19 protein-coding genes are annotated in these 21,590 nt (G+C 63.4%); 8 read left to right on the top strand and 11 right to left on the bottom strand.

What is annotated here, in order from left to right:
• Nucleotides 1-50 precede the first annotated feature (50 nt).
• From Q362_RS0113730 to Q362_RS0113720, 3 genes are all read left to right on the top strand, one after another.
• The gene (locus Q362_RS0113730) at nt 51-986 is read left to right on the top strand and encodes an FAD-dependent thymidylate synthase (protein WP_028319160.1); all 936 of its coding nucleotides are present in this window, start codon (nt 51-53) and stop codon (nt 984-986) included.
• Nucleotides 987-1,168: 182 nt separating this feature from the next.
• Nucleotides 1,169-3,415, top strand: a complete 2,247-nt coding sequence (gene pilB / locus Q362_RS0113725; protein ID WP_035216800.1) for a type IV-A pilus assembly ATPase PilB — start codon at nt 1,169-1,171, stop codon at nt 3,413-3,415.
• Complete coding sequence (locus Q362_RS0113720) at nt 3,412-4,215, top strand: glycosyltransferase family 2 protein (protein ID WP_028319158.1); 804 nt, start codon at nt 3,412-3,414, stop codon at nt 4,213-4,215. Before pilB ends, Q362_RS0113720 begins: the two co-directional genes overlap by 4 nt.
• Here the strand turns inward: Q362_RS0113720 and Q362_RS0113715 are convergent.
• The 9 genes from Q362_RS0113715 to Q362_RS0113675 form a co-directional block, all read right to left on the bottom strand.
• A complete protein-coding gene (locus Q362_RS0113715) occupies nt 4,202-5,287 on the bottom strand; it encodes a glycosyltransferase family 9 protein (RefSeq protein ID WP_028319157.1) in 1,086 nt (361 codons plus the stop codon). The two genes, Q362_RS0113720 and Q362_RS0113715, sit on opposite strands and share 14 nt — an antisense overlap.
• A 38-nt stretch (nt 5,288-5,325) precedes the next feature.
• Nucleotides 5,326-6,567, bottom strand: coding sequence for an O-antigen ligase family protein (locus Q362_RS0113710; RefSeq protein ID WP_028319156.1), 1,242 nt, complete (start codon nt 6,565-6,567; stop codon nt 5,326-5,328).
• Nucleotides 6,567-8,318 carry a lipid A export permease/ATP-binding protein MsbA gene (gene msbA / locus Q362_RS0113705; protein ID WP_028319155.1) on the bottom strand — a complete coding sequence of 584 codons (1,752 nt, stop codon included), beginning with the start codon at nt 8,316-8,318 and terminating at the stop codon, nt 6,567-6,569. The genes Q362_RS0113710 and msbA overlap by 1 nt, the downstream gene beginning before the upstream one ends.
• Before the next feature lie 60 nt (nt 8,319-8,378).
• Nucleotides 8,379-10,661 (bottom strand): peptidase U32 family protein, encoded by a 2,283-nt coding sequence (locus Q362_RS22340; protein WP_157470137.1) that lies wholly within the window; start codon nt 10,659-10,661, stop codon nt 8,379-8,381.
• 83 nt (nt 10,662-10,744) lie between these two features.
• On the bottom strand, nt 10,745-12,196 hold the full coding sequence (locus Q362_RS0113695) for a sensor histidine kinase (protein ID WP_084312737.1): 1,452 nt from the start codon (nt 12,194-12,196) through the stop codon (nt 10,745-10,747).
• A gap of 66 nt (nt 12,197-12,262) precedes the next feature.
• On the bottom strand, nt 12,263-12,796 hold the full coding sequence (gene pyrR, locus Q362_RS0113690) for a bifunctional pyr operon transcriptional regulator/uracil phosphoribosyltransferase PyrR (protein WP_028319153.1): 534 nt from the start codon (nt 12,794-12,796) through the stop codon (nt 12,263-12,265).
• Nucleotides 12,793-13,374, bottom strand: coding sequence for a phosphoribosylglycinamide formyltransferase (gene purN, locus Q362_RS0113685; RefSeq protein ID WP_028319152.1), 582 nt, complete (start codon nt 13,372-13,374; stop codon nt 12,793-12,795). Before purN ends, pyrR begins: the two co-directional genes overlap by 4 nt.
• Nucleotides 13,367-13,996, bottom strand: coding sequence for an IMP cyclohydrolase (locus Q362_RS0113680; protein WP_028319151.1), 630 nt, complete (start codon nt 13,994-13,996; stop codon nt 13,367-13,369). Before Q362_RS0113680 ends, purN begins: the two co-directional genes overlap by 8 nt.
• A 17-nt stretch (nt 13,997-14,013) precedes the next feature.
• On the bottom strand, nt 14,014-14,394 hold the full coding sequence (locus tag Q362_RS0113675; RefSeq protein WP_035216810.1) for an RNA-binding S4 domain-containing protein: 381 nt from the start codon (nt 14,392-14,394) through the stop codon (nt 14,014-14,016).
• A gap of 171 nt (nt 14,395-14,565) precedes the next feature.
• On the opposite strand from Q362_RS0113675, the gene Q362_RS20705 reads away from it, so the two are divergent.
• On the top strand, nt 14,566-15,327 hold the full coding sequence (locus Q362_RS20705) for a GTP cyclohydrolase I FolE2 (RefSeq protein ID WP_281172891.1): 762 nt from the start codon (nt 14,566-14,568) through the stop codon (nt 15,325-15,327).
• A gap of 7 nt (nt 15,328-15,334) precedes the next feature.
• On the opposite strand, the gene Q362_RS0113665 is transcribed toward Q362_RS20705, so the two are convergent.
• A complete protein-coding gene (locus Q362_RS0113665; protein WP_028319149.1) occupies nt 15,335-16,798 on the bottom strand; it encodes an NAD-dependent succinate-semialdehyde dehydrogenase in 1,464 nt (487 codons plus the stop codon).
• A gap of 192 nt (nt 16,799-16,990) precedes the next feature.
• Here Q362_RS0113665 and Q362_RS0113660 point away from each other — a divergent pair, with 192 nt between their 5' ends.
• The gene (locus Q362_RS0113660) at nt 16,991-17,425 is read left to right on the top strand and encodes a PilZ domain-containing protein (protein ID WP_028319148.1); all 435 of its coding nucleotides are present in this window, start codon (nt 16,991-16,993) and stop codon (nt 17,423-17,425) included.
• A 37-nt stretch (nt 17,426-17,462) separates the two neighbouring features.
• On the opposite strand, the gene Q362_RS0113655 is transcribed toward Q362_RS0113660, so the two are convergent.
• The gene (locus Q362_RS0113655) at nt 17,463-19,019 is read right to left on the bottom strand and encodes a GAF domain-containing protein (RefSeq protein WP_211248498.1); all 1,557 of its coding nucleotides are present in this window, start codon (nt 19,017-19,019) and stop codon (nt 17,463-17,465) included.
• 146 nt (nt 19,020-19,165) lie between these two features.
• Between Q362_RS0113655 and Q362_RS0113650 the strand changes: the two genes are divergently transcribed.
• The 3 genes from Q362_RS0113650 (at nt 19,166) to Q362_RS0113640 (ending at nt 21,512) form a co-directional block, all read left to right on the top strand.
• Complete coding sequence (locus Q362_RS0113650; RefSeq protein WP_028319146.1) at nt 19,166-20,530, top strand: replication-associated recombination protein A; 1,365 nt, start codon at nt 19,166-19,168, stop codon at nt 20,528-20,530.
• The gene (locus Q362_RS23695; RefSeq protein ID WP_157470135.1) at nt 20,505-20,654 is read left to right on the top strand and encodes a hypothetical protein; all 150 of its coding nucleotides are present in this window, start codon (nt 20,505-20,507) and stop codon (nt 20,652-20,654) included. Before Q362_RS0113650 ends, Q362_RS23695 begins: the two co-directional genes overlap by 26 nt.
• A 120-nt stretch (nt 20,655-20,774) precedes the next feature.
• Nucleotides 20,775-21,512: a bifunctional UDP-sugar hydrolase/5'-nucleotidase gene (locus Q362_RS0113640; protein ID WP_028319145.1), complete on the top strand. Its 738-nt coding sequence runs from the start codon at nt 20,775-20,777 to the stop codon at nt 21,510-21,512.
• Nucleotides 21,513-21,590: the final 78 nt, after the last annotated feature.

The following is a 21,590-nucleotide window of genomic DNA, read 5'->3' as shown; positions in this document are numbered from 1 at the left end:
CGTTCCGGCCGGCGGCGCCTTTCCTCACAACCCCTTCCCGTCGAGCCGCCATGCGCATCATTGCCCCAAGCTTCACCATCTTAGATGAACTTGACCAGCAATCCCTTCCGGTTCGCATCGAATACTGCGGCCGGATCTGCTACAAAAGCGAAAACCGGATCGACAGCGGCTCGGCCATCCCCTTTGTCAGGAAGATGGCGGAGAACGGGCACAATTCCGTCCTGGAGATGGGGGTGACCACGCTGATCGCCACCTGTGCCACGCCGGAGCCCATCCAGGCCCTTTTTTTCCGTCAGCCCAAATTTCTGCACATCGACCGGCTGGATGACAGGCAACTGCTGATCACCGGCTCGGTTCGCGCCTTTCGCGAGATGCTGCTCTTCCACCCCGACGATGCCATTTCCCTGGCCATTGTCCGGTTCCTCGACAGCCGCCACCCCTATTTCTTCGAGACGCTGCCGCTGGCGGCGGACCCGGAGCGCGCCGTCGGGGTAACCATCGAGAAAATGGGCCTCGCCGCCGTGGACCGGCTCGCTCCGCCGATGCACGCCAGACACCGGTTCCTGGCGGTCAGGTTCATCGTCAACCGGGCGGTTACCCATGAACTGGTCCGCCACCGGCCCTGCACCTTCCTCCAGGAGAGCCAGCGCTACTGCCGCTATTCCGCCGACAAGTTCGGCAACGAGGTCACCTTCATCAAACCGGTCTTCTTCGAGGAAGACAGCGAGGAATTCGCCCTCTGGCGGCAGTCGATGGAGATGATGGAGGCCCGGTATCTCCGCCTGCTCGAGACCTCCTCGCCCCAGGCGGCCCGCACCGTGCTGCCCAATTCCTGCAAGACCGAAATCATCGTCTACGCCAACCTCCTCGAATGGCGCCACATCCTCTCCCTCCGCACCTCGCCCGCCGCCGAGCCCTCGATGCGCGAGGTGATGATTCCTCTTGCCGAGGCCCTGCGGCAGCGTTATCCTGCCATCTTTTCCTGATCCGTGAAGAAAGAAGACGGCCGCGGCCGGTTCGTCGCCCCCTACGACCAGCGCCGGCCGTTTTTTCCGCCGGGCCCTCTTTTTTGAAAATGTTTCTTCTTTTTTGACCCGTTTTTTTATTTGCTATACAATACTGCGAAATCACCACATTCCATTCCTCTCGCAGGGACATCAGTGCACCCATGGCTCTCAAACCAGGACAATCCGCGCCAGACGCCCAGAAAGGCTCGCTGAAAAAGACGGTCAAGGACCAATCGGGTGCCGGCAGGCTCAAGATCGGCGAGTTGCTGAGCAAGGCCGGCTACATCACCCTGACCCAGTTTGAGGAAGCCAAGGCGATCCAGAAAAAAACCGGCGAACGGCTCAGCCGGATTCTGCTGGAAAGCGGCGTCATCGAACGGGACACCATCCCCAACTTCCTCAGCCGCATGCACAACTACACCCTGGTCGCGCTCGACCAGGAAGTGCCGAGCAAGGAAGCCCTGCAACTGGTCCCCTACGAAACCGCCAGGCAGTTCATGTGCCTGCCCCTCCGGCTGGCCGGCAACACCCTGCAGGTGACCATGACCGAACCCACCGACACGGTGGAGGTCGAGCAGCTCCAGGACATTGTCCAGAAACATCTCAACGTCTGCGTGTCCACTGCCAAGGACATCATCGAGGCGTACAAAAAATACTATCATATCAGCGACGAGGAGTATCAGTCCTTCTTCAAATCCGAGGCCGAGGCCGAAGAGGACACGGTCAGTCAGGTCGATGACTTCGGCGCCCTGGTGTCCGACGCCGCCGAGGATTTCGAGTTCGATAGCGGCGGTACCGACGACAACGCCTACGAACAGTTTTCCGCCTCGGACGCGCCCATCATCAAGCTGGTAAACGGCATTCTGGTCAAGGCGGTGCACGAGGGCGTCAGCGACATTCACATCGAGCCCTTCGAAAAGACCATGCAGGTCCGCTACCGCAAGGACGGCTCGCTGTTCAAGTCGATGAATCTGCCGCTGACCATCAAGAACGCCATGGCCGCCCGAATGAAGATTCTCGCCGGCCTCAACATCACCGAGCGGCGGGTGCCCCAGGACGGCCGCATCAAGATCCGGCTGGGCCGCAACCGGGCGGTCGACTTCCGCGTCTCCACCCTGCCGCTCCTCCACGGCGAGGGCATCGTCCTGCGTATCCTGGACAAGGATTCCCTCAATGTGGACCTGACCAAGCTCGGATTCACCAAGAACACCTTCGCCGCCCTGAGACGGTGCCTCAACCGGCCGCAGGGCCTGCTTTTGGTCACCGGCCCCACCGGTTCGGGCAAGACCGTGACTCTCTATTCCGCGCTGAACTCACTCAACAACGAGGACATCAAGATCCTCACCGCGGAAGACCCGGTGGAGTTCAACTTCAAGGGCATCAACCAGGTCAACGTCAACGCCGAGGTCGGCATGACCTTCGCCGCGGCGCTGAAGGCCTTTCTCCGCCAGGATCCGGACATCATCATGGTCGGCGAGATCCGCGACATCGAAACCGCCGAAATCGCGATGAAGGCGGCCATGACCGGCCACCTGGTGTTCTCCACCCTGCACACCAACGACTCGCCGGCCACGGTCAGCCGTATGGTGGATATCGGTATCCCGCCGTACATCCTGGCCTCCTCGCTCACCATGGTGCTTTCCCAGCGCCTGGGACGGCGACTCTGCACGAAATGCAAGATGCCAGCCGAATACGACAGGCAGACGCTGCTGAACGCCGGGTTCAAGGAAAGCGAGCTGGACGAACTCAAACTGTTCAAGGCCAAGGGATGCCCGGAATGCAACGGCCTCGGATACAAGGGCCGGGTCGGCTTCTTCGAGCTGATGGAGGTGACGGAAGCGGTGGCCCAGGCCATCCAGGCCGAGGTCTCCGAGGAGCAGCTGCGCAAGGTGGCCATGCAGGAAGGCATGTACACCCTCCGCGAGGCTGGCCTGCAAAAGGCCCGCGAAGGCATCACCAGCCTGGAGGAGGTGTTGAAGCGGACGGTGGCCCACGAGGACAGTCTGCCCGCTTATCTAGTCAATCCGGACGTGGAGGAATACGAGGACGGTGACGTGGTGATTCAGGAAGGCAACAAGGACAAGGACTTTTTCAAGCTGATCAGGGGCAAGGTGGCCGTGCTCCGCTCCGGCAAGAAGATCGCCGAGATCACCGAGCCGGGTGAATACTTCGGCGAGATGGCCGCCATCCTGGACGAGCCGCGCTCCGCCTCGATCATTTCGGTGGGCCGGTGCACCATCAAACGCTATCCGGGCAACAAGCTGGCGGAGTTGATCGAGAAGTATCCGGACGTCTCCAGGCATCTGTTCCGGACCCTGGTAGAGCGGCTCCACAAGACCGACCGCATCGTGGTCCAACTCGCCAGCGCCACCAAAGTCCGTCCGCCGCAGGTGGTGCGCCAGGCATGAACAAGGTTTCTGTCTACATCATCGCCTACAACGAGGCCGACAAGATCCAGGATGCCATCCGCTCGGTGCTCTGGGCCGACGAGATCGTGGTGGCCGACTCCCACAGCCAGGACAACACCGCCGCCCTGGCCGAGGAACTGGGTGCCCGGGTGGTGCAGATTCCCTTTCGGGGATTCGGCGACCTGCGCAACCGGGCCATGGCCGCCTGCACCCACGACTGGATCTTCTCGCTCGATTCCGACGAGCGCTGCACGCCCGAGGCGCGGGACGAGATCCTGGCCTGCCTCCGCGACCCGAGAGCCGACGCCTACTATGTCCCCCGCCGGAATTTCTTCATGGGCCGCTGGATCCGCCACTCCGGGTTCTACCCCGATTACCGCCAGCCCCAGCTGTTTAAAAAAGGCGCCCTGGTCTTCAAGGAAGACGACCCGGTGCACGAGGAATTCAGCGTGGTCACCAACCGGCCGGTGGGCTATCTGCGTCACGCGATCTGGCAGTTTCCCTTCAAACGGCTGGAGGAGCTGCTGCACAAGGCCAACAAATACTCCACCCTCGGGGCCGACAAGCTGGCCCTGACCGGTCGCGGCAATTGCTCACTGTGGACCGCCCTGGCCCACGGCATCTGGTCCTTCTGTCACATGTATTTCCTCAAACGGGGCATTCTCGACGGCTGGCCGGGCTTCATCATCGCCCTGTACAACTTCGAGGGCACCTTCTACAAGTACGCCAAGTTCCACGAGCTGCGCTCCCGCTGGACCCCGCCGCCCTCCCCGCCGCTGCCGCGCGTCACCGAGGAGTGACCTCCCCGATCAGGGTCATGACCCGATCGTAGACCCTCTCCACGGTAATCCCCTCCATGCACCGCTGCTGGGCGCAGACCCGTTTCCGGCAGCAGAGGCAATCGAGCCCCTCCGCCTGAATGACCGCGTTGTGCATCCCATACGGTCCCACCCGCTCCGGATGGGTGGGGCCGAACAGGGCCACCACCGGCGTGCCCGCCATGGCGGCCATATGCATCGGCCCGGTATCAACCCCGACATAGGCCGCCGCCTTTTTCATCAGGGCGGCCGAGGCCATCAGGCTCAGGCGGCCGGCGGCAACGGCCGGTTCATGGCGCATGTCTGTCACGATGGTCTCGATGTGGGCGCGATCGCCGGGACTGCCGCCGAAGACGGTCCGCACCCCGGCTGACTCCAGCAGGTCGCAGAGCGCGCTCCAGCGCGATGCGATCCAGAACTTGGATTGCCAGCGCGCGGCCGGATTGACGTAGACGAAGCGCTGTTCCGGACCGATCCCGGATGCCCGCAGGAACGCCTCGGCCTGGTCCTCGTCGTTCCGGTCGGTGACCAGATACAAATCCTCTTCCCTGGCGGAACAACCAAAAAACGAACAGAAAAGCAGGTTCTTGTCCACCGCGTGCATGGGCCCGGACGCCACCGTGAGCAGGCGGTGCTGAAACAGGGTGTTCAACTCCCTGGCATCGCCGAACCCGACCCGCACGCCGCCGGGGTTCATCAGGGCGAACAGGCCGCTGCGAAAGGAGGCGTGGAGATCGAGCACCCAATCGTAGGGGGCTTGGCGGAAGGCGGCGCGCAAGCGCGCCAGCACGCCGATGGTGGCGGTGCAGGCGCGGAAATAGGCACCCCTGGTGGCATCAGGATCGCTGGTCGAGGGCACATGAATGGGATAGACCTCGTCGACCGCCGGATCGCGCGCCACAAGGGAGGCAAACGCCGCTTCCACCACCCAGCCGATGCGGCACGACGGCGCGCAGCGTTTCAATGCATGCGCCACCGGCAGGGCGTGGATGACATCCCCCAGCGAACTCTGCTTGATCAGCAGGATTCGTTTGCCGTCGAGTCGGTCGTCCATACGACAATCCGCAGGGCCGGCGGCGGGCCGCGCCGGCCTCACGCCTCCTGGACCATCGGGGTTGTGGCGGGCACCTCCCCCTGGGTGACGGCCGGTCTGAGCGGCTGGGGATTCTTGAAGAGGATCGCGCTCATCAGGGAGAAGAGGAAACCGGTGCCGACGAGATTGAGATAGGATTCAAAGCACATGATCACCATGAAAAAGACAGGAAAGGCGAGGCGGATCCTTTCCCAGCCGTCCACGATCCGACCGGCCCGACGGAAATGGACGAACAACAGGCCCAACAGGCTCAACAGCCCGAGGACGCCGAGCTGCACCGTAAGAAAAACATACTGGTTGTGCGGGTTGTTGGTCGTCGGCACGCCGGGCGAGACGCTCTCGTTCATCGCGCTGTAGGCAGAGGCGAAATCGCCGGTCCCCACTCCGATCCAGGGTGACTGTCTGATGATCTGCCACGAGATCGTCCAGTAGTGCAGGCGCAGGCCGACAGAAGTGTTGGGGTTGTCGCGGAAAGTCCGGATATTCTCGACAATCGCGTCCATGCGCCCCTGGAACACCGGGCTCAGACGATAGGCCGCCGTAAAAACAAGCGGAAAGAGCACCGCGGCAATCAGGCCGGCCCTGAGCACATTCTTCCGGTAATACTGAAACAGCAGCACGGCCATCAGCACGAAAAAGGCGCAGTGCCCCGCCCGCCCCATCGTTGTGAACAGGTGAACGGTCAGAAGAGCGGCAAAGGCCAGCAGGCCCCACCATTGCCAGCCGTTTTTCCCGCCCCACAGGAGTTGATGCGCCAGGAGATAGATGGCAAAGGCCAGCATCGGCGTGTACTGCAACTGGATGGTCAGGGTGTGGAAGAAGAGTTCATCCTCGGACAAGCCCTTCTGCAACAAGTCGAATTGATCCAGCGAAACGGCGAGCATGGTGGCGGTCACCCCGGCGATGAAGGCGACGACATACCGCTGCCGCCATTCCCAGCGGATGGTTGTGAGCAGAAAAGGCGCCAGCATCACCTTCCACTGCTTGCGAATGACGGCCAGGCCATCCTGAAGGGATTCGGTCCAGCACAAACCGAGGAGCAGCACCACGGCATAGACGAGGACCGCGCGACCGAGCGGGCTGGCGGCCATCTCCCGCAACTTCTCGGCATACCTTCCTTCAAGCAGACCACAGAGCAGGATGAGGCACGCCGCCACGCTGACGGCCGAGGTCGAAAGAGGAAGAAAAAAGGCGAGCGCCATGTGCAGCCACAGGCACACCTGCTCCATTCGCCGCTGCATTATTCCTGCTCCTTGTTGGCATCGCCAGCGAACTGGAGGTTATAGAGGAAACTGTACTCGCCGCCGAGGGCGAGCAGCTCGCCATGCCTGCCCTCTTCCGCCAACCGGCCCTCTTTCAGCACGACAATCCGGTCGGCGTTCTGGATGGTCGACAGGCGATGAGCGATGACGATGGTGGTGCGGTTGTGCATCAGGTTGTCCAGAGCCTGCTGCACCTCGCGCTCAGACTCGTTGTCGAGCGCCGAGGTCGCCTCGTCGAGGATGAGGATGGGGGCGTCCTTGAGGAGCGCCCGGGCGATGGAGAGCCGCTGCCGTTGCCCGCCCGAGAGCCGCGAGCCCGATTCGCCGATCACCGTGTCGAACCCTTGCGGCAGGGCCGTGATGAAGTCGAGCGCGTAGGCCGCCCGCGCCGCGGCCAGAAGTTCCTCCTCCGAGCAGTCGTCGCGGCCGTAGGCGATGTTGTTCCGCACCGTGTCGTTGAACAGAATCGTCTGCTGGGTGACCACGGCGATCTGGCGGCGCAGGGAGGCCAGCGTGTAGGTGCGGACATCGACGCCATCGATCAAAAGGCGCCCCGCATCGACATCGTAGAAGCGGAGCATCAGATTGGTCAGGGTGGTTTTGCCGCCGCCGCTCGGCCCGACCACGGCGAGCACCTCGCCCCGGTTCACCCGGAAGGTGAGTTGCCGGAGCACCGGGATATCGTGCTCGTAGCCGAAGGTGACGTCGGCGAACTCGATCTGCCGGCGAAACGGGGGCATGTCCGGGGCGCCGGGCGCTTCCCTGATGTCGGAGCCGACATCCAGCAGGGTGAAAATGCGGTGCGCGGCGGCAACGCCCTGCTGGATGTTGGAATTGACCTTGCTCACCCCCTTGACCGGTTCGTACAGCATGAGCAGGGCGGTGAGAAAGGCCATGAACGCCCCCGGCGTCGAATGGCCCGCCAAGACTTGACCGCCGCCGAACCAGATGATGATAGCCATGCCGAGGCCCGCGAGTATTTCTATGCAGGGATGCGACAGGCTGTTGTACCACGTCTCGGAAAGCAGGATGTTCATGATGTTCTGCATCCGCTTGGCAAACCGTTTTTTCTCGAACGGTTCCATGCAAAACGCCTTGACGATGCTCACCCCGGCGATGGTCTCGTGCAACTGGCTGGTGGCCTCGCCGAGCTTCACCTGGTAATTCGTGCTGATCCTCCTGAATTTCCGGCCGAAGACAATGATCGGCACTGCGGCCATGGGCAGAAAGACCAGGGAAATGAGCGCCAGGCGCCAATCCATGTAAAAGATCACCCCCAACAGACCGAACACCGAAAAGAGATCCCGCAGGGAGCGGATCAGGGTATAGGAAACAGAGTTCTGGACGATGCTGACATCGTTGATGATCCTGGAGATCAGCTCACCCGTCGGCGTTTTGTGAAAAAAACGCAGGGGTTGATCCATGATGTGGTCATAGACCTGGGTGCGCAAATCCCTGATAACGCACTGCCCCACCATCTCCAGGAAATAGGAATGGAGAAAATAAAAGATCCCCTTGATGAAAAAGACCAGAAGCAGGGCCAGCGGCAGCAAATTCAGCAGGTGTGCATCCTGTTTGATGAAAATCTCATCCAGCAGGGGTTTGACCAGATAGGCCTGCACCGCGTTGAAGCCCCCGACCGCGACCATCGACGCCATGGCGATCGCCATTTTGGCCGTATAGGGCTTGAGCACCGCCATCAGGCGGACAATGATCTCTTTATTCGTCATGTTCAGGCACGAAAGAGGTGGGCAAGGATCGGCACAATTGGGCTTTGCCTTTACCGCATTTCATGAAAGGATGCCAGCATAGTTCCCGGAAAAAGACGGCGGCAGTTCGCCCCGGCCGCTGAGCAGGGCGGTCACTTCGGCGGCTATCCTTTTCGGTTGGCCATGGCTGACGTCGACAACGAGGTAGTCGATACCCAGCCGAACGAGTTCGTCCGCATGCGGCAACAGGGAGAAGACGGTATGGGAGTGGACGGAGACGGCCTCCCCCCGGCGGTCGAGATAGAACCGCTCGCCGCGCGGACTGGCGAAGGATCGCTGCCCCTGGAAATGGGGGGCGTCGAGCCGCGCGGTGAAGAGCGGCGGCCGGCCGTGCACGGTGAGTCCGACCTTCATGCGCATCGTCCCCGGCGCAGAGACGCTACGGGAGAAATGGGCCAGGGCCGCGGCAAGGGTGGCCCGGTCTGTTTCCAGGGAAAACTGCACCCCGGCCAGCCCGCGCGCCGCATACAGACGCAGGGCGGCGCTGTTGAGGATATTGCAGGTAAAGTCGCCATAGAGTTCCAGGCCACCGTCGGCTGGCAGTTGGCCGGTCCCATCGACGAACAGGGCGATCTGGCCGATGTGGCCGATCTGGAAACACCTCGCTCCTTGGCGCCGGAGCTGGGCCACCGCTTCGCGGTACCAGGGCAGCCGCTCTTGATGCAGCACCGGCGGCAGGGTCCAGACCAACGGCACGCCTCCCGGTTTCCGCTGCCTGCCGTGCAGGCCCCAAGCCAATGTCTCTTCAGTGAGTTCGACCAGCACCCTGGCGACCTTGAAGGGATACCGGAGCGTCATCGCCTCGGGGGTGGCGACCTTGAGCCACCATTCCGGCGATGTCGGCCGGCCGTGCTGCGGCGCGCCGCGGCCGGTCCGGCGGCCTCCGCCCGCCTGCTGCCCCGTCGAGCTCGATTGGTCCGTTGCGGGCTCCATGTCAAGATCGGCCAACCGGTGGGCCAGCGCTGCGGGATCGGGCAACGGCACAATCATGCGCTCAGCCGCCCGCGCCACAGCCGAACGTTTCTTCTCATCGCGCCCACTCACATCGACCCGGAACAGAATCCCGGCAAACGGCTGCCGCAGGTGCTTCACCTCGATGCCGGCCAGCCCGATACCCACCGTCAGCCCCGCCTCCGCCTCCGCCACCTGCTTCCCCTTGAGCGTCAGGGAGCGCAGGGTGAAGCTCGTCCGGTCGCCGGTGCGCTCCTGGTAGAGCCGCAGACGGTCGCCCACCCGGACCGGGGCCTGCAACACCACCTGCGCCGTCGCCGCCCGGTCCACCCTTTGTCCCGCGGCAATCTCCAGCCGGACCACCCTGCCGATCACCTCGCCGGTGCTTCCGGAAAGCCGGGGCACGATCAACCGGTCCTCCTGGCCGGCGAGCAAAAATCCGGAGGCGCGCTTCCGCCCCATGGACGCATCCAGGAGCCGGTGCGCCTCGGCGAGCATGCCGGCCCTCCGGTCGACCGGGGCATCGAGCGCGTCCAGGGCGAGGCGGTACGCCCCGACCGTGCTGCGGACATAGGCCACCGACCGGAGCCTCCCCTCGATCTTGAGGCTGACCACGCCGGCCGCCCGCACCCCGGCCAAATGATCGATGCCGCTGAGATCGTTCATGGAGAAAAGATAGCCACCGCCCTTGCCGCCCTGGCCGGCGCCGGCCCGCTTGCCCGAGGGCAGCCAGTCGTAGCGGCGGCGGCAGGGCTGCACGCACTGGCCGCGCAGGCTCGACTTGCCGCCGTGCAGGCTGGAAAAGCGGCAGAGTCCGGAATAACTGAAGCACATGGCCCCATGAATGAAGATCTCCAACTCCATGTCGCTCTGTCGGTGGATGGCCCGGATCTCATCCAGGCTCAATTCCCGGGCCAGGACGATGCGCGAAAAACCCAAGGCCCCAAAATAATCGGCCGCCATCGCATGGTTGACGGTCATCAGCGTCGAGGCGTGCACCTGCAACCGGGGAAAAAAGCGGCGCACCAGCAGCAACAGGCCCAGGTCCTGGATGATCAGGGCGTCGGGCCCGATGCCGTCGAGCACGGCCAGCGTTTCCAGGGCCAGGGGGATCTCGTCTTCCTTAACCAGGCTGTTCATGGCCACATAGAGCTTCTTGTTGCGCTCGTGGGCATGGCCGGTCATGGCGGCGATCTCGGCCAGGGTGAAATCGCGCGCCAGCGCACGGGCGTTCAGGCCGGGCGCGCCGACGTAGACCGCATCCGCGCCCGCCTCGAGGGCGGCCTCGAAGGCGGATATTGTGCCGGCGGGGGCCAGCAGCTCCATGGCGGGGACGGGGACGGACGTGCTCATGGCAGAGGGGACCATCGGAAACCGAGAGAGTGAAGAAGGCTGTAACCGCGAAACAAAACGAAAATTACCGGACTAGGGCGGGCCTACCCGGCGTTGTGGTACAGGGCCGGCGGATAATCGACCGGCGGCAGGGGCAGGATGAAATAAAAGTTGTTGCCCTCTTGTGTCGGTTCGTAGCCGACTTTGCCGCCGTGCATCTCGACCACCAAGCGGATGAACGACAGGCCGTGGCCGGTGCCGGGAATATCCAGATTGTCGTCGCCGCGCATCCCTTCCTGGAACAACCGGTTGCCCTGTTCCACCGACATGCTGGCCCCAGTGGTGAACACGTTGAATTTGATCCCCTTTTTACCGGGATGCGGGAAATTGTCGACAATTTCCCGGCCATAGGCCATGGCCTTCCGCACCTGTCCCCGGTGATCGATGATTTCCTTGGTGTACTTGGCGGCATTGGAGAAGAGGTTGGCATAGACCTGGGCCAGCAGACCGATGTCGACCAGGATCGGGAATTCCTCCTCGTACATGTTCTGCGGCCGGTCAACGGTGACGTTGGCGGCCTGCAGCCGGCTGGCGTAGTGGTCCAGTTGGGGCAGGATCACCTCTTTTTCGACAAAGCATCGTTTGGGGTGGAGTACCAAGTGGCCACGCTCGAAATGTTCCCTGCGGAACAGGCTTTCAATGAACAGGCTCATGTTGGCGTGATGCTTGACGATTTCCTGGTGGTATTTGACCAGGTCCGCCTGCAGGGCCTGCAGGCGGCCGAAACAGTAGCCGCATCGCGGCGCGGGCGTTTCCTGGCTCGAGGTGATTTCGCGTTTCAGTTCCTCGATCAGGCCGATCTTCTTCTTCAATTGGTTGAACAGATGCCGGAAATACATATTGGGCACGATGATGTTGTGCTCAATATCGATCACCAGGGTGTTGATGAATTTCAACCGTTCGATGTTCTGCCGGGCGATCAGCCGGTTGTCGAGGTTGTAGCCGATCCGGTTGGCGTATTTGGCGAAAAAAAACTTGTCGGACTCGGTCAGCCGTTCCTTGCGCCGGACTTCGAACATCCCCAGGATCCGGCCGCTGCCGCACAATCCCCGCAGATCGTCCCACAGTTTCATCTGCCGGTCCGCGGTACGGTCGTCGGTATCCTTGGAAAAGGGCTGCTTGCTGAAAATGGGGATGATGTAGGAGCCGCCCAGTTCGTACGGCATCTCCTGCATCTGGACCGGATAGTCCGCCGGCCGCGGTTCGGCCAGCACCCCATCCTCGCTGGAACAGACCAGTTGCAGGCCGCGTTCCCGGTTCTCGCACAGATAGAGTCCGCTGGCGACGCCGACCAGGGCCAGGGGAACGGAGACACAGATCCGGTAAAAATCGTCGAGGGAATCGTATTCCTGGGCCAGATCGAAGAACGCCTTCAGGAAGTCGTTGCGTCCCTGGGTGAAGTTGTAGTGCTCGTAGCTCTCCGCCTTTTCCCGGACGCGCTGGCAGACCGCCTCCAGATCCGGCGGGATGGACGGGGTGTTCAATGAGCCGTTCATGGGCATTCGCGAGCAAAAGGTTTCCGCAGGCAACCCCACCGAGTGCCGGCACGGCCGCTGCCGGCTTTATCGTTTGGTGATGACCACGGCGTCACGGGTGTCCTTCTCTGCAAGCAGGACATCCACACGTTCGTTGGCGGCCGGGGTGACGGTCATGCCGACATAGTCGGGCTGAATCGGCAGCTCGCGACCGCCGCGGTCGACCAGCACCGCCAGCTGGATCGACAAGGGCCGGCCGTAATCCATGATCGCATCCATGGCGGCGCGGATGGTCCGGCCGGTGAAGATGACGTCGTCGACCAGAATGACCCGCTTGTCTTCCAGAAGAAAGCCGATATCCGACTTCTTGACGATCGGGTTCTGGGAAATGAGGCTCCAGTCGTCGCGGTACAGGGTGATGTCGAGGGTGCCGGCGGGCAGGGTGACCTCCTCGCGCTCTTCGATCTGCTGCTTGATGCGCTGGGCCAGGTAGACCCCGCCGGTGTGGATGCCGACGATCGACAGGTTGGCGACGCCGTGGTTGCGCTCCACGATCTCCATGCCGATGCGGTCCAGGCTGCGTTCGATGTCTCTGCCGATCATGATGGTCCGTGCGGTCATTGGTGCACCCTCTCCCAGAAATAGGCCTCGCCCTTGGCGGCCACCAGATTGATCGCCTCGGGATAGGCCTCGCATTCCACCGCGAACACCCGGGCGGCGATGTCGTCGGGGGTGTCACCGTCCTCCAGGGCCACGCAGCGCTGGAGCACGATCGGCCCCTGATCGTACAGTTCGTTGGCGAAATGGACGGTGCAGCCGCTCACCGTGCAGCCCCGTGCCTTGACCGCCTCGTGGACGTGGTGGCCGTAAAAGCCTGCCCCGCAGAAGGACGGGATGAGCGCCGGATGGATGTTGAGCACTGAACGGCGCAGGTGGGCGGGCGGGGTGTAGAGCTTGAGATAGCCGGCCAGAACGACGAGATCGACCTCGTAGTTCGCCAAAATCCGGTTGATCTCGTCGTTGTCCGGGGCATGGAAGGCGGGATAGCCGTACCGCCTGGCCTTTTCCAGGCCCAGGGCGTCGGCGACGTTGGCGATGACCACCCGGATCCGGGTGCGCAGGCTGCCGGCCGCGATCCGTTCATGAAAATTGTCCAGGGTTCTGCCGCTGCCGGAGAGCAGGACCGCCATGTTACGCATGCTCGGCTCCTGCAAAATAGGGATTGGTGGCCGGATCGACGGTGCGCAGCCATTGGGCGATGGCGGCATCGTAAGCGGCGGTCAGCTCGAAGACTTTGCGGGCCAGACGGAACCGGGTGGCCAGGGTGGTGTTGCCCTGGGCCTGCAATTCAGCCACGGCCTGCGGATAATCGGCCGGATCGACGATCACGGTGACGTCCTGAAAATTCTTGGCCGATGCCCGCAGCAGGGTCGGGCCGCCGATGTCGATATTTTCGATGGCGTCGGCCAGGGTGCAGCCGGGCGCGGCCACGGTTTTGGCGAAGGCGTAGAGGTTGACGGCCACGATGTCGATGGGCTTGATGCCGTGCCGCTGGCATTGCTCCCGGTGAGCCGCGTTGTCGCGCTGATGGAGAATGCCGCCGTGCACCAGGGGATGGAGGGTTTTCACCCGACCGTCCAGCATCTCGGGGAAGCCGGTGAATGCCGACACATCCGTCACGGCCAGGCCGCTGGCACGCAGCTTGTGGGCCGTGCCGCCCGTGGACAGGATTTCGATCCCCATGGCGGCCAGAGCCCTGGCAAATTCCTCGCATCCGGATTTATCGGTCAGGCTGATCAGCGCCCGCTCCACTCGTCTCATCTCTGTTTGTCCCCTGCTTATTCTTTTTTGAGAAATTGGCGGATCTTCCGCCGTTCATGCTTGTCGGGCCGCCGGTCGGGTTGACTGGCATGCAGCTGCATGGCCGCGCGTTCCGCCAGCACCTGTTCCCGTTTGGCCAGCGATTCCCCGGTTTCCTCGTACAGGGTCCGGGCGACCACTGCCGGGCCGCGCCGCTCGCTGACCTCCTGGATACGGACCGAGGTTTCGAGAAAGCCCTGCCGGATGGTCAGCAGATCGCCCGTCCGCACCATGCGGGCCGGCTTGACCCTGTCGCCGTTGACCGCCACATGGCCGGCCCCCACCTCCTTGGCGGCCAGGGACCGGGTCTTGAAAAACCGGGCCGCCCAGAGCCATTTATCGATCCGTACCTGTTCCATGTCCGCCACCGGCGCTCCTTTTATCCCGGCAAAATACCACGGTTGTCCGGATCGATCAAACAAAGAAGCGGCCGCGCTCCCTCCTCCGCCCCTGGGACGGCCGGCGACGCCAAGAGAGTTGCCGAAGCCGCGAAAATGAGGTAAGGGGCAGGCTCATCCTCCGCGAGAAGTATCCTTATGTCCCTGCACACCGTCGGCATCAACCAGTTCACCTGCCCGGTCCGCATTCCCGAAAAGGGCGGCGGCATCCAGCACACCGTGGCCACCATCGACCTCCAGGCCCAGGTGCCCCGGGGCCGGCTCGAATCCTGCGTCAGCACCATGGCCGCCCTGCTGACCCGCTTCCTGCCGGACATCCACGCCGGCATTTTTCCGGAGCTGCTCACCGAGGTGTGCCGACAACTGCAGGCCGCCGAGGCCTGGCTGACCATGCGCTTTCCCTACTTCATCGCCAAGAAGGCGCCGGTGAGCGGCACGCCCAGCCTGATGGAGTACCAGTGCACCTTCACCGCCTCCTCGGCGGCCAGCGGCGAACCGCTGCTGACCGTGGTGGTGCCGGTCACCACCCTCTGCCCCTGCTCCAAGGAGATCAGCGCGGCCGGGGCCCACAACCAGCGGGCCGAGATCACCCTCACCGTCCGGCCGCTGGCCCTGATCTGGCTGGAAGACCTGATCGCCATGGCCGAGTCCTGCGGCTCCTCCGAGGTGTACGCCCTCCTGAAGCGGCCCGACGAAAAATACGTGACCGAACGGGCCTATGCCCGGCCGATGTTCGTCGAGGACGTGGCCCGCCAGGTCGCCCAGAAGGCCCTTGCCCACGCCGATATCGCCTGGTTTTCGGTGGCGGTCGAGAGCTTCGAGTCCATCCACAACCACAGCGCCTACGCCCTGGTCGACAGCCGCGACCTCAAACCGGCCGATCCCCACGGCTGATCGCCGGTCAGGGGCGTTGCTCCAGACCTCCCAGACAGAGATATTTCAGTTCCAGGTATTCCTCGATGCCGTACTTCGAACCCTCCCGGCCGATGCCCGATTCCTTGACCCCGCCGAATGGCGCCGCCTCAGAAGACATCCGTCCGGTGTTGATGCCGACCATGCCGTACTCCAGGGCCTCGGCCGTTCGCCAGATCCGGCCGATGTCCCGGCTGTAGAAATAGGCGGCCAGGCCGTAGGGGGTATCGTTGGCCAGGGCAACCGCCTCCTCGTCTTTTTTGAAGACAAAGAGCGGGGCCACCGGGCCGAAGGTCTCGTCGTGGGCGATGTGCATCGCGGTGGTGGCGTCGAGCAGCACCGTGGGCTCGAAAAAGAAGCCGGCCTCCCCGAGCCGCCTGCCGCCGCAGACGATGCGGGCGCCCTTGCCCACGGCGTCGGCGATCTGCGTCTCGACCTTGCGGACGGCGTCGAGATCGATCAGCGGCCCCTGCTGCATCCCGGCCTCGAAACCGTTGCCGACCTTCAGCTCACGCACCGCCGCCACCAGCCTGGCGGCGAATTGCTCGTACACCCCCTCCTGGATGAAAAACCGGTTGGCGCAGACGCAGGTCTGCCCGGAATTGCGATACTTGCAGGCCACGGCCCCGCGCACCGCCGCCTCGAGGTCGGCGTCGTCGAACACGATGAAGGGGGCATGGCCGCCCAGTTCGAGGGAAATCTTCTTCACCGTGGCGGCGCAGGCGCGCATCAGCAGCTTGCCCACCGCGGTCGACCCGGTGAAGCTGAGTTTGCGGACCAGGGGGTTGGCGGTCATCTCGGCGCCGATTTCGGCCGCCGGCCCGGTGACCACATTGAAAACGCCCGGCGGGATGCCGGCCTCGTCGGCGAGCGCGGCCATGGCCAGGGCGGACAGGGGGGTCTGGCTGGCCGGCTTGACCACCACCGGGCAGCCGGCCGCCAGCGCGGGGGCCGCCTTGCGGGCGATCATCGACGAGGGGAAATTCCAGGGCGTGATGGCGGCGCACACGCCCACCGGTTCCTTGAGGACGATGATCCGCTTGCCCGGCTGGCCCATGGGGATGGTGTCGCCGTACACCCGTTTGGCCTCCTCGGCGTACCATTCGATGTATCCGGCACCGTAGACGATCTCGTCCCGGGCATCGGCCAGGGGTTTACCCTGCTCCATGGTCATGATGACGGCCAGGTCTTGCTGATGGGCGATCAGCAGATCGTACCAGCGCCGCAGCAGATGGGCCCGTTCCTTGGCGGTCAGGGCGCGCCAGGCCGGCCAGGCGCGGTGGGCGGCCTCGATGGCGGCAGCGGTTTCCCGCCGCCCCAGCGCCGGCACCGTGCCGACGGTGGCGCCGGTCGCCGGATCGACGACCGCGATCCTGTCGCCCGTCGCGCCGTCGATCCACCTGCCGTTGACGTAACACTGGGAGCGCAGCAGCTCCCATCGACCAAGTTCCATTCCTCCACTCCCCGAGTGCACCAAAAGCAAACAGGCAGCGCGTCGGAAAAAGACCGTTGCTGCCTGTCCACGTGAAAACACATGTTCAATCCCCCGGCGGTGTGCTACTCTACCGGAAAGAGTGCCATCATACACCGGGATGCCGCTTTTTTCATCCCCGATCACCATCGCTCAACAAAAGACCGGGCTCTTATGACCATTGAACAACGAAGATCCGAACGGATCGTCGACTTTCTCCCCCTCGAAATCCATGTGGTGCACGGGCAGGACGGCCGGATGCTCGCCGGCCCTTTTTCCGGCAGGATCATCGACATTTCGGCCCACGGGGCCTGTCTCCTCATGACCCAGATCATGAACCACGGCTTTCACGTCTTCCACTCGACCCGCGACACCGACGAGGCCGTGCTCCGGCTCACCATCGATCAGCCGCCGGACCTCGGCCCCCATATCCTGACCGCCCATCCCATTTGGCTGGATATTTTCCGGCAGGGCGAGATCAGGGCCTTCAAGATGGGGGTGGAATTCACGGAGGATCCGGAAAGGAAGCAGATGCGGGAATTGCGGGCGGCCATGCGCCGGGATCAGGAGGCGCGGGGCGCATGGTGGCGGAAGCACTACCGGGTTTAGGGCGCCTCCCTGCGTCCCGGGGGGAAGGGCTGCCGATCTAGAGCCCTTGTTGTTCTTTGCCGCCGAGTAGACAGAAGGCGCGGGTCTTGTTCTCGACTCCGCGCAGTTCGATCTCGCCCAGCTCTTCCAGGTCGAAACTGCCGGCTATTTCACAACGCACGGCGTCGGTGGTGTAAATCCGGCAGGCCGAGGCCTCGGCCGCCAGCCGTTGCGCAATGTTGACCTCGTTGCCGATCACCGTGTAGTCGAGCCGCCTGGTCGAACCGATATTGCCCAGAAAAACCGTGCCGCTGGTGACGGCGATCCCCAGATCGACCCCCTTGAACTTCTCGCTGCGGCTGCTCCACTGCTCCCGCAACGCCGCAAATCTCGTCTTGATCGCCACGGCGGCATGTGCCGCCGCCAGACTGGGTCCGTCCAGCTTGACCGGCGCCCCGAACACGGCCAGCACGGCGTCTCCCATGAATTTGTCGACGGTCCCCCGGTGGCGGAACACTTCCTCGGTGAAAAAATGGAAGAATTCATTGAGAAAGGATCGCAACGACTGCAGATCGATCTGCTGAACCAGGCGGGTGAAGTTGCGGATGTCGGCAAAAAGCACGGTGACCTGCTTGATCTCGCCCAGGCCCATCAGATCGGAATTCTGCGCCAGGAGCAGCTCGGCCACCTCCGGGGCCACATACTGCTCGAACAGGGTCCGCATGCGGATCGTTTCCGTCAGTTGCAGACGGGCGCGCAGATTCTCCAGGGCAATGGCGACCTGGCTGCACAGAATGGCGAGCATTTCGTTGTCCGCCTCGGAAAAGCGTTCGTCGGTCTCCTTCTGGCTGATGTTGAGCACACCGATGATCCGCTCGCCGATCCGCAGGGGGAAGGAGATGGACGAGACGATATCCGGTTGCTGCAACAGCGGCGAAAAGACGGACTCTTCCTGGTCTTCCTTGTTGAGCAGAACCGGTTTCCCCTGCTGGAACACCCAGCCGGCGATCTGGTCGCCGGGTTGCAGGCAGATTGACCGGGCAAGGGCGGGATCCAGGCCGCGGGCGGCGGCAATGCGCAGACAGCGCTCTTCCTGGTCGTACAGCATCACCGAACTGCGGCGCGCCCCGGTCTGCCGCTCGACCGCATCGAGCAATCGTGCCAGGATATCCTCCTCGCTGGCGGCGGCGGCCAATTGCTCGCCCAGGCTGTACAGGGGAATGAGGGTGCGCAGCCGGGTGTTTTCCCGTTGCAGCCGATACCGCTCCAGGGCCTGATTGACCACCCGGTTGGCCTGCATCGCATTGATCGGCAGTTCGACCAGCCCCGAAAACCCCGCCTCCAAGGCATGGTGAAGAAGAGCCGAGTCCACGGCGCCGGAAAACAGCACTCCGGCGAGACCGGGCTGAAGTGCACTCAGTTCGGCAAACACGCGGCAGCCGTCGGTACGGGGAGGCGCATCCACGATCAGGACGAGGCACGCTTCCTGGGTCAGGCATACCTGCCGGGCCGACTCCCCGTCCCGACAGCGAATCGTCTGCAACCACGGCAAAGCGGCGGCAATGGCCTCGGCCTGGCGATCGTCGTGGGTGCAGAGAACTACGGCCGTATGCATAGGGGTGCCCATGGGTTTGCCTTCGGAAGTGTTGTATTTGCCTACATTACCATTCCGAAAGAGGCAAGGCAAGGAATTGGCCCGAAACGGCGTCGAGGTTGCCTCCTGCCTGTCCATTTTTACAGGAGTAGGGTATACTCCCGGCCATGCCCGCACGCACGCCACGCCACAGTCCGCTCGCCGAACGGATGCGCCCCAAACGCCTGGATGATTTTGTCGGCCAGCAGCACTTGGTCGGCGAGGGGAAATTTCTCCGTCAACTGATCGAGGGCGGCACCATTCCTTCCCTGGTCTTCTGGGGGCCGCCCGGCTCCGGCAAGACCACGCTGGCCACCATCCTCGCCCGTGCCGTTGCCGCCCATTTCGTCTTTTTTTCCGCCGTGCTCTCGGGCGTCAAGGAGATCAGGCAGATCGTCGAGCAGGCCAAGACCCTCCGGGAGCAGAGCGGCCAGGCCACCATCCTGTTCGTCGACGAGATCCACCGATTCAACAAGAGCCAGCAGGACGCCTTCCTGCCCCATGTGGAGAGCGGCCTCCTGACCCTGATTGGCGCCACCACCGAGAATCCCTCCTTTGAAATCACCGCGCCGCTGCTCTCCCGCTGCCAGGTGCTGCTGCTCGCTCCCCTGCGGCCGGAGGATATCGCGCAGGTCGTCCGGCGGGCGCTTGCCGACACCGACGACGGCCTGGGTGCACACCGCCTGGCCATGGAAGAGGAGGCGGTGCGCCTGCTGGCGGAGGCGGCGGACGGCGACTGCCGCCGAGCCTTGAATTACCTGGAGACCGCGGCCAACCTCACCCTGGAGGCGCGCCAGCGGCAGGCACCGGAGGACGAGGCCCCCCGGACGATCACCGCGGCCTGCGTCCGGGAAACCCTGCAACAGAAAACCCTGCGCTACGATGCCGGCGGCGAGGAGCATTACAACCTCATCTCCGCCCTGCACAAGAGCCTGCGGGACAGCGACCCCGACGGCGCCATGTACTGGCTGGCGCGGATGCTGGCCGGCGGCGAGGACCCTCTGTACCTGGCCCGGCGGATGATCCGCTTTGCCTCCGAGGATATCGGCAATGCCGATCCCCAGGCCCTCCAGATCGCCCTCAACTGCCGCGACGCCTATCACATGCTCGGCTCGCCGGAGGGCGAGCTGGCCCTGATCCAGGCGGCCGCCTATCTGGCCACCGCCCCGAAAAGCAATGCCCTCTACGCCGGCTTTGCGAAGATCCGGGCCGACATCCAGCGCACCGGTTCCCTGCCGGTCCCCCTCCATCTGCGCAACGCCCCGACCACGTTGATGAAGGAATTCGGTTACGGTCGGGGCTACCAGTACGCCCACGATGACCGCGACGCGCTGGTCGCCCAGGAGCACCTGCCGCCGGAACTGGCGGGCACCGTCTACTATGAACCGACCAATCGCGGCTACGAAGCGGTGATCAAGGATCGGCTCACCAAATGGAAACAAATCCTCAAGCAACGGGCACAGCACCATGCGCACAAAAAAAACACTGCATGACCTGGCGGCCCAGTTCGTGCTTCCGGCACTGCTGATCCTCTTCACCGCATCCGGCTCCCAAGCCGCCTCTTTCCGACTGATCTACGGCAACGACAATCTCGGCGAACTCGACGGCTGCGGCTGACGCAACAGCAAACTGGGCGGTCTGTCCAGGAGGGCCTTCCTTGTCAAGGAACAGAGCAACGATCCCCGGTGGCCGGCACTGGTCGTCACCGGTGGCAATCTGCTGTTCGAGCGGGAGCAGTTGGCCGCCGATGACGCGGAGAAGGCAAAAATAGCCGCCGACGGCGTGCTCCAGGCCAGCCAGAAAATGGGCGCCACCTTTGCCGGTATCGGCGCGCGCGACCTGGCAGCGGGCAGCGCCTTTCTCAAGGCCTTCCACCAGCCGCCGGCATTCAATTGGCTTTCCCTCAATCTCGTCGACTCCTCGACCGGCAACCCGCTGTTCGCGCCCGTGATCCACCGCCAGGTTGGCGGCATCAGGATCGCCATCCTGGCGCTCACCGATCATGCCTCCTTTCCCAACGGTTCCAAGGACTTCGTGGTGCTGGACTGGCGGACCGCGCTGCCTCCGGTTCTGGCCAGGGCCGAGCAAGAGGCGGATTTCATTCTGCTGTTATCCAACTATTCCTTCAGCGAAAACCAGGAGATAGCCCGAGCACACAGTTCAATCTCCCTGATTCTCCAGGCTGGTCACGTCATCGGCAACATGGACCCGGTCCCGATCAACAGGTCCTTGCTCGCCCAGACCGAAATCAGGGGTAAATATGTGGGGATTCTCGACATCGACTGGCACGGCCGAACCGCATGGGCCGAGGCGGGGCAGCCAGCGCCGGGCAGGGAAAAGGAACAGCCGGTTTCCACCTATGCCAACCGGTTCATCGCCCTCAGACAATCTCTGGCCGGGGATCCCGAAATCGAAGCCTTGGTCGGACAGACCCAGCGGCGAATTGACCGACAGGAGCGAAGCCAGTCCCCCTGACGGCCGGCGCTGTCGATAAAATAGAAAGGCCGCCCGAGGGCGGCCTTTCTATATCTATGCAGCTTATGAGAACTTCGG

The organism is Desulfobulbus elongatus DSM 2908, assembly GCF_000621145.1.
Classification (GTDB): domain Bacteria; phylum Desulfobacterota; class Desulfobulbia; order Desulfobulbales; family Desulfobulbaceae; genus Desulfobulbus; species Desulfobulbus elongatus.
The sequence above is the reverse complement of the archived record's forward strand: the minus strand, read 5'-3'. Positions and strand labels throughout refer to the sequence as shown.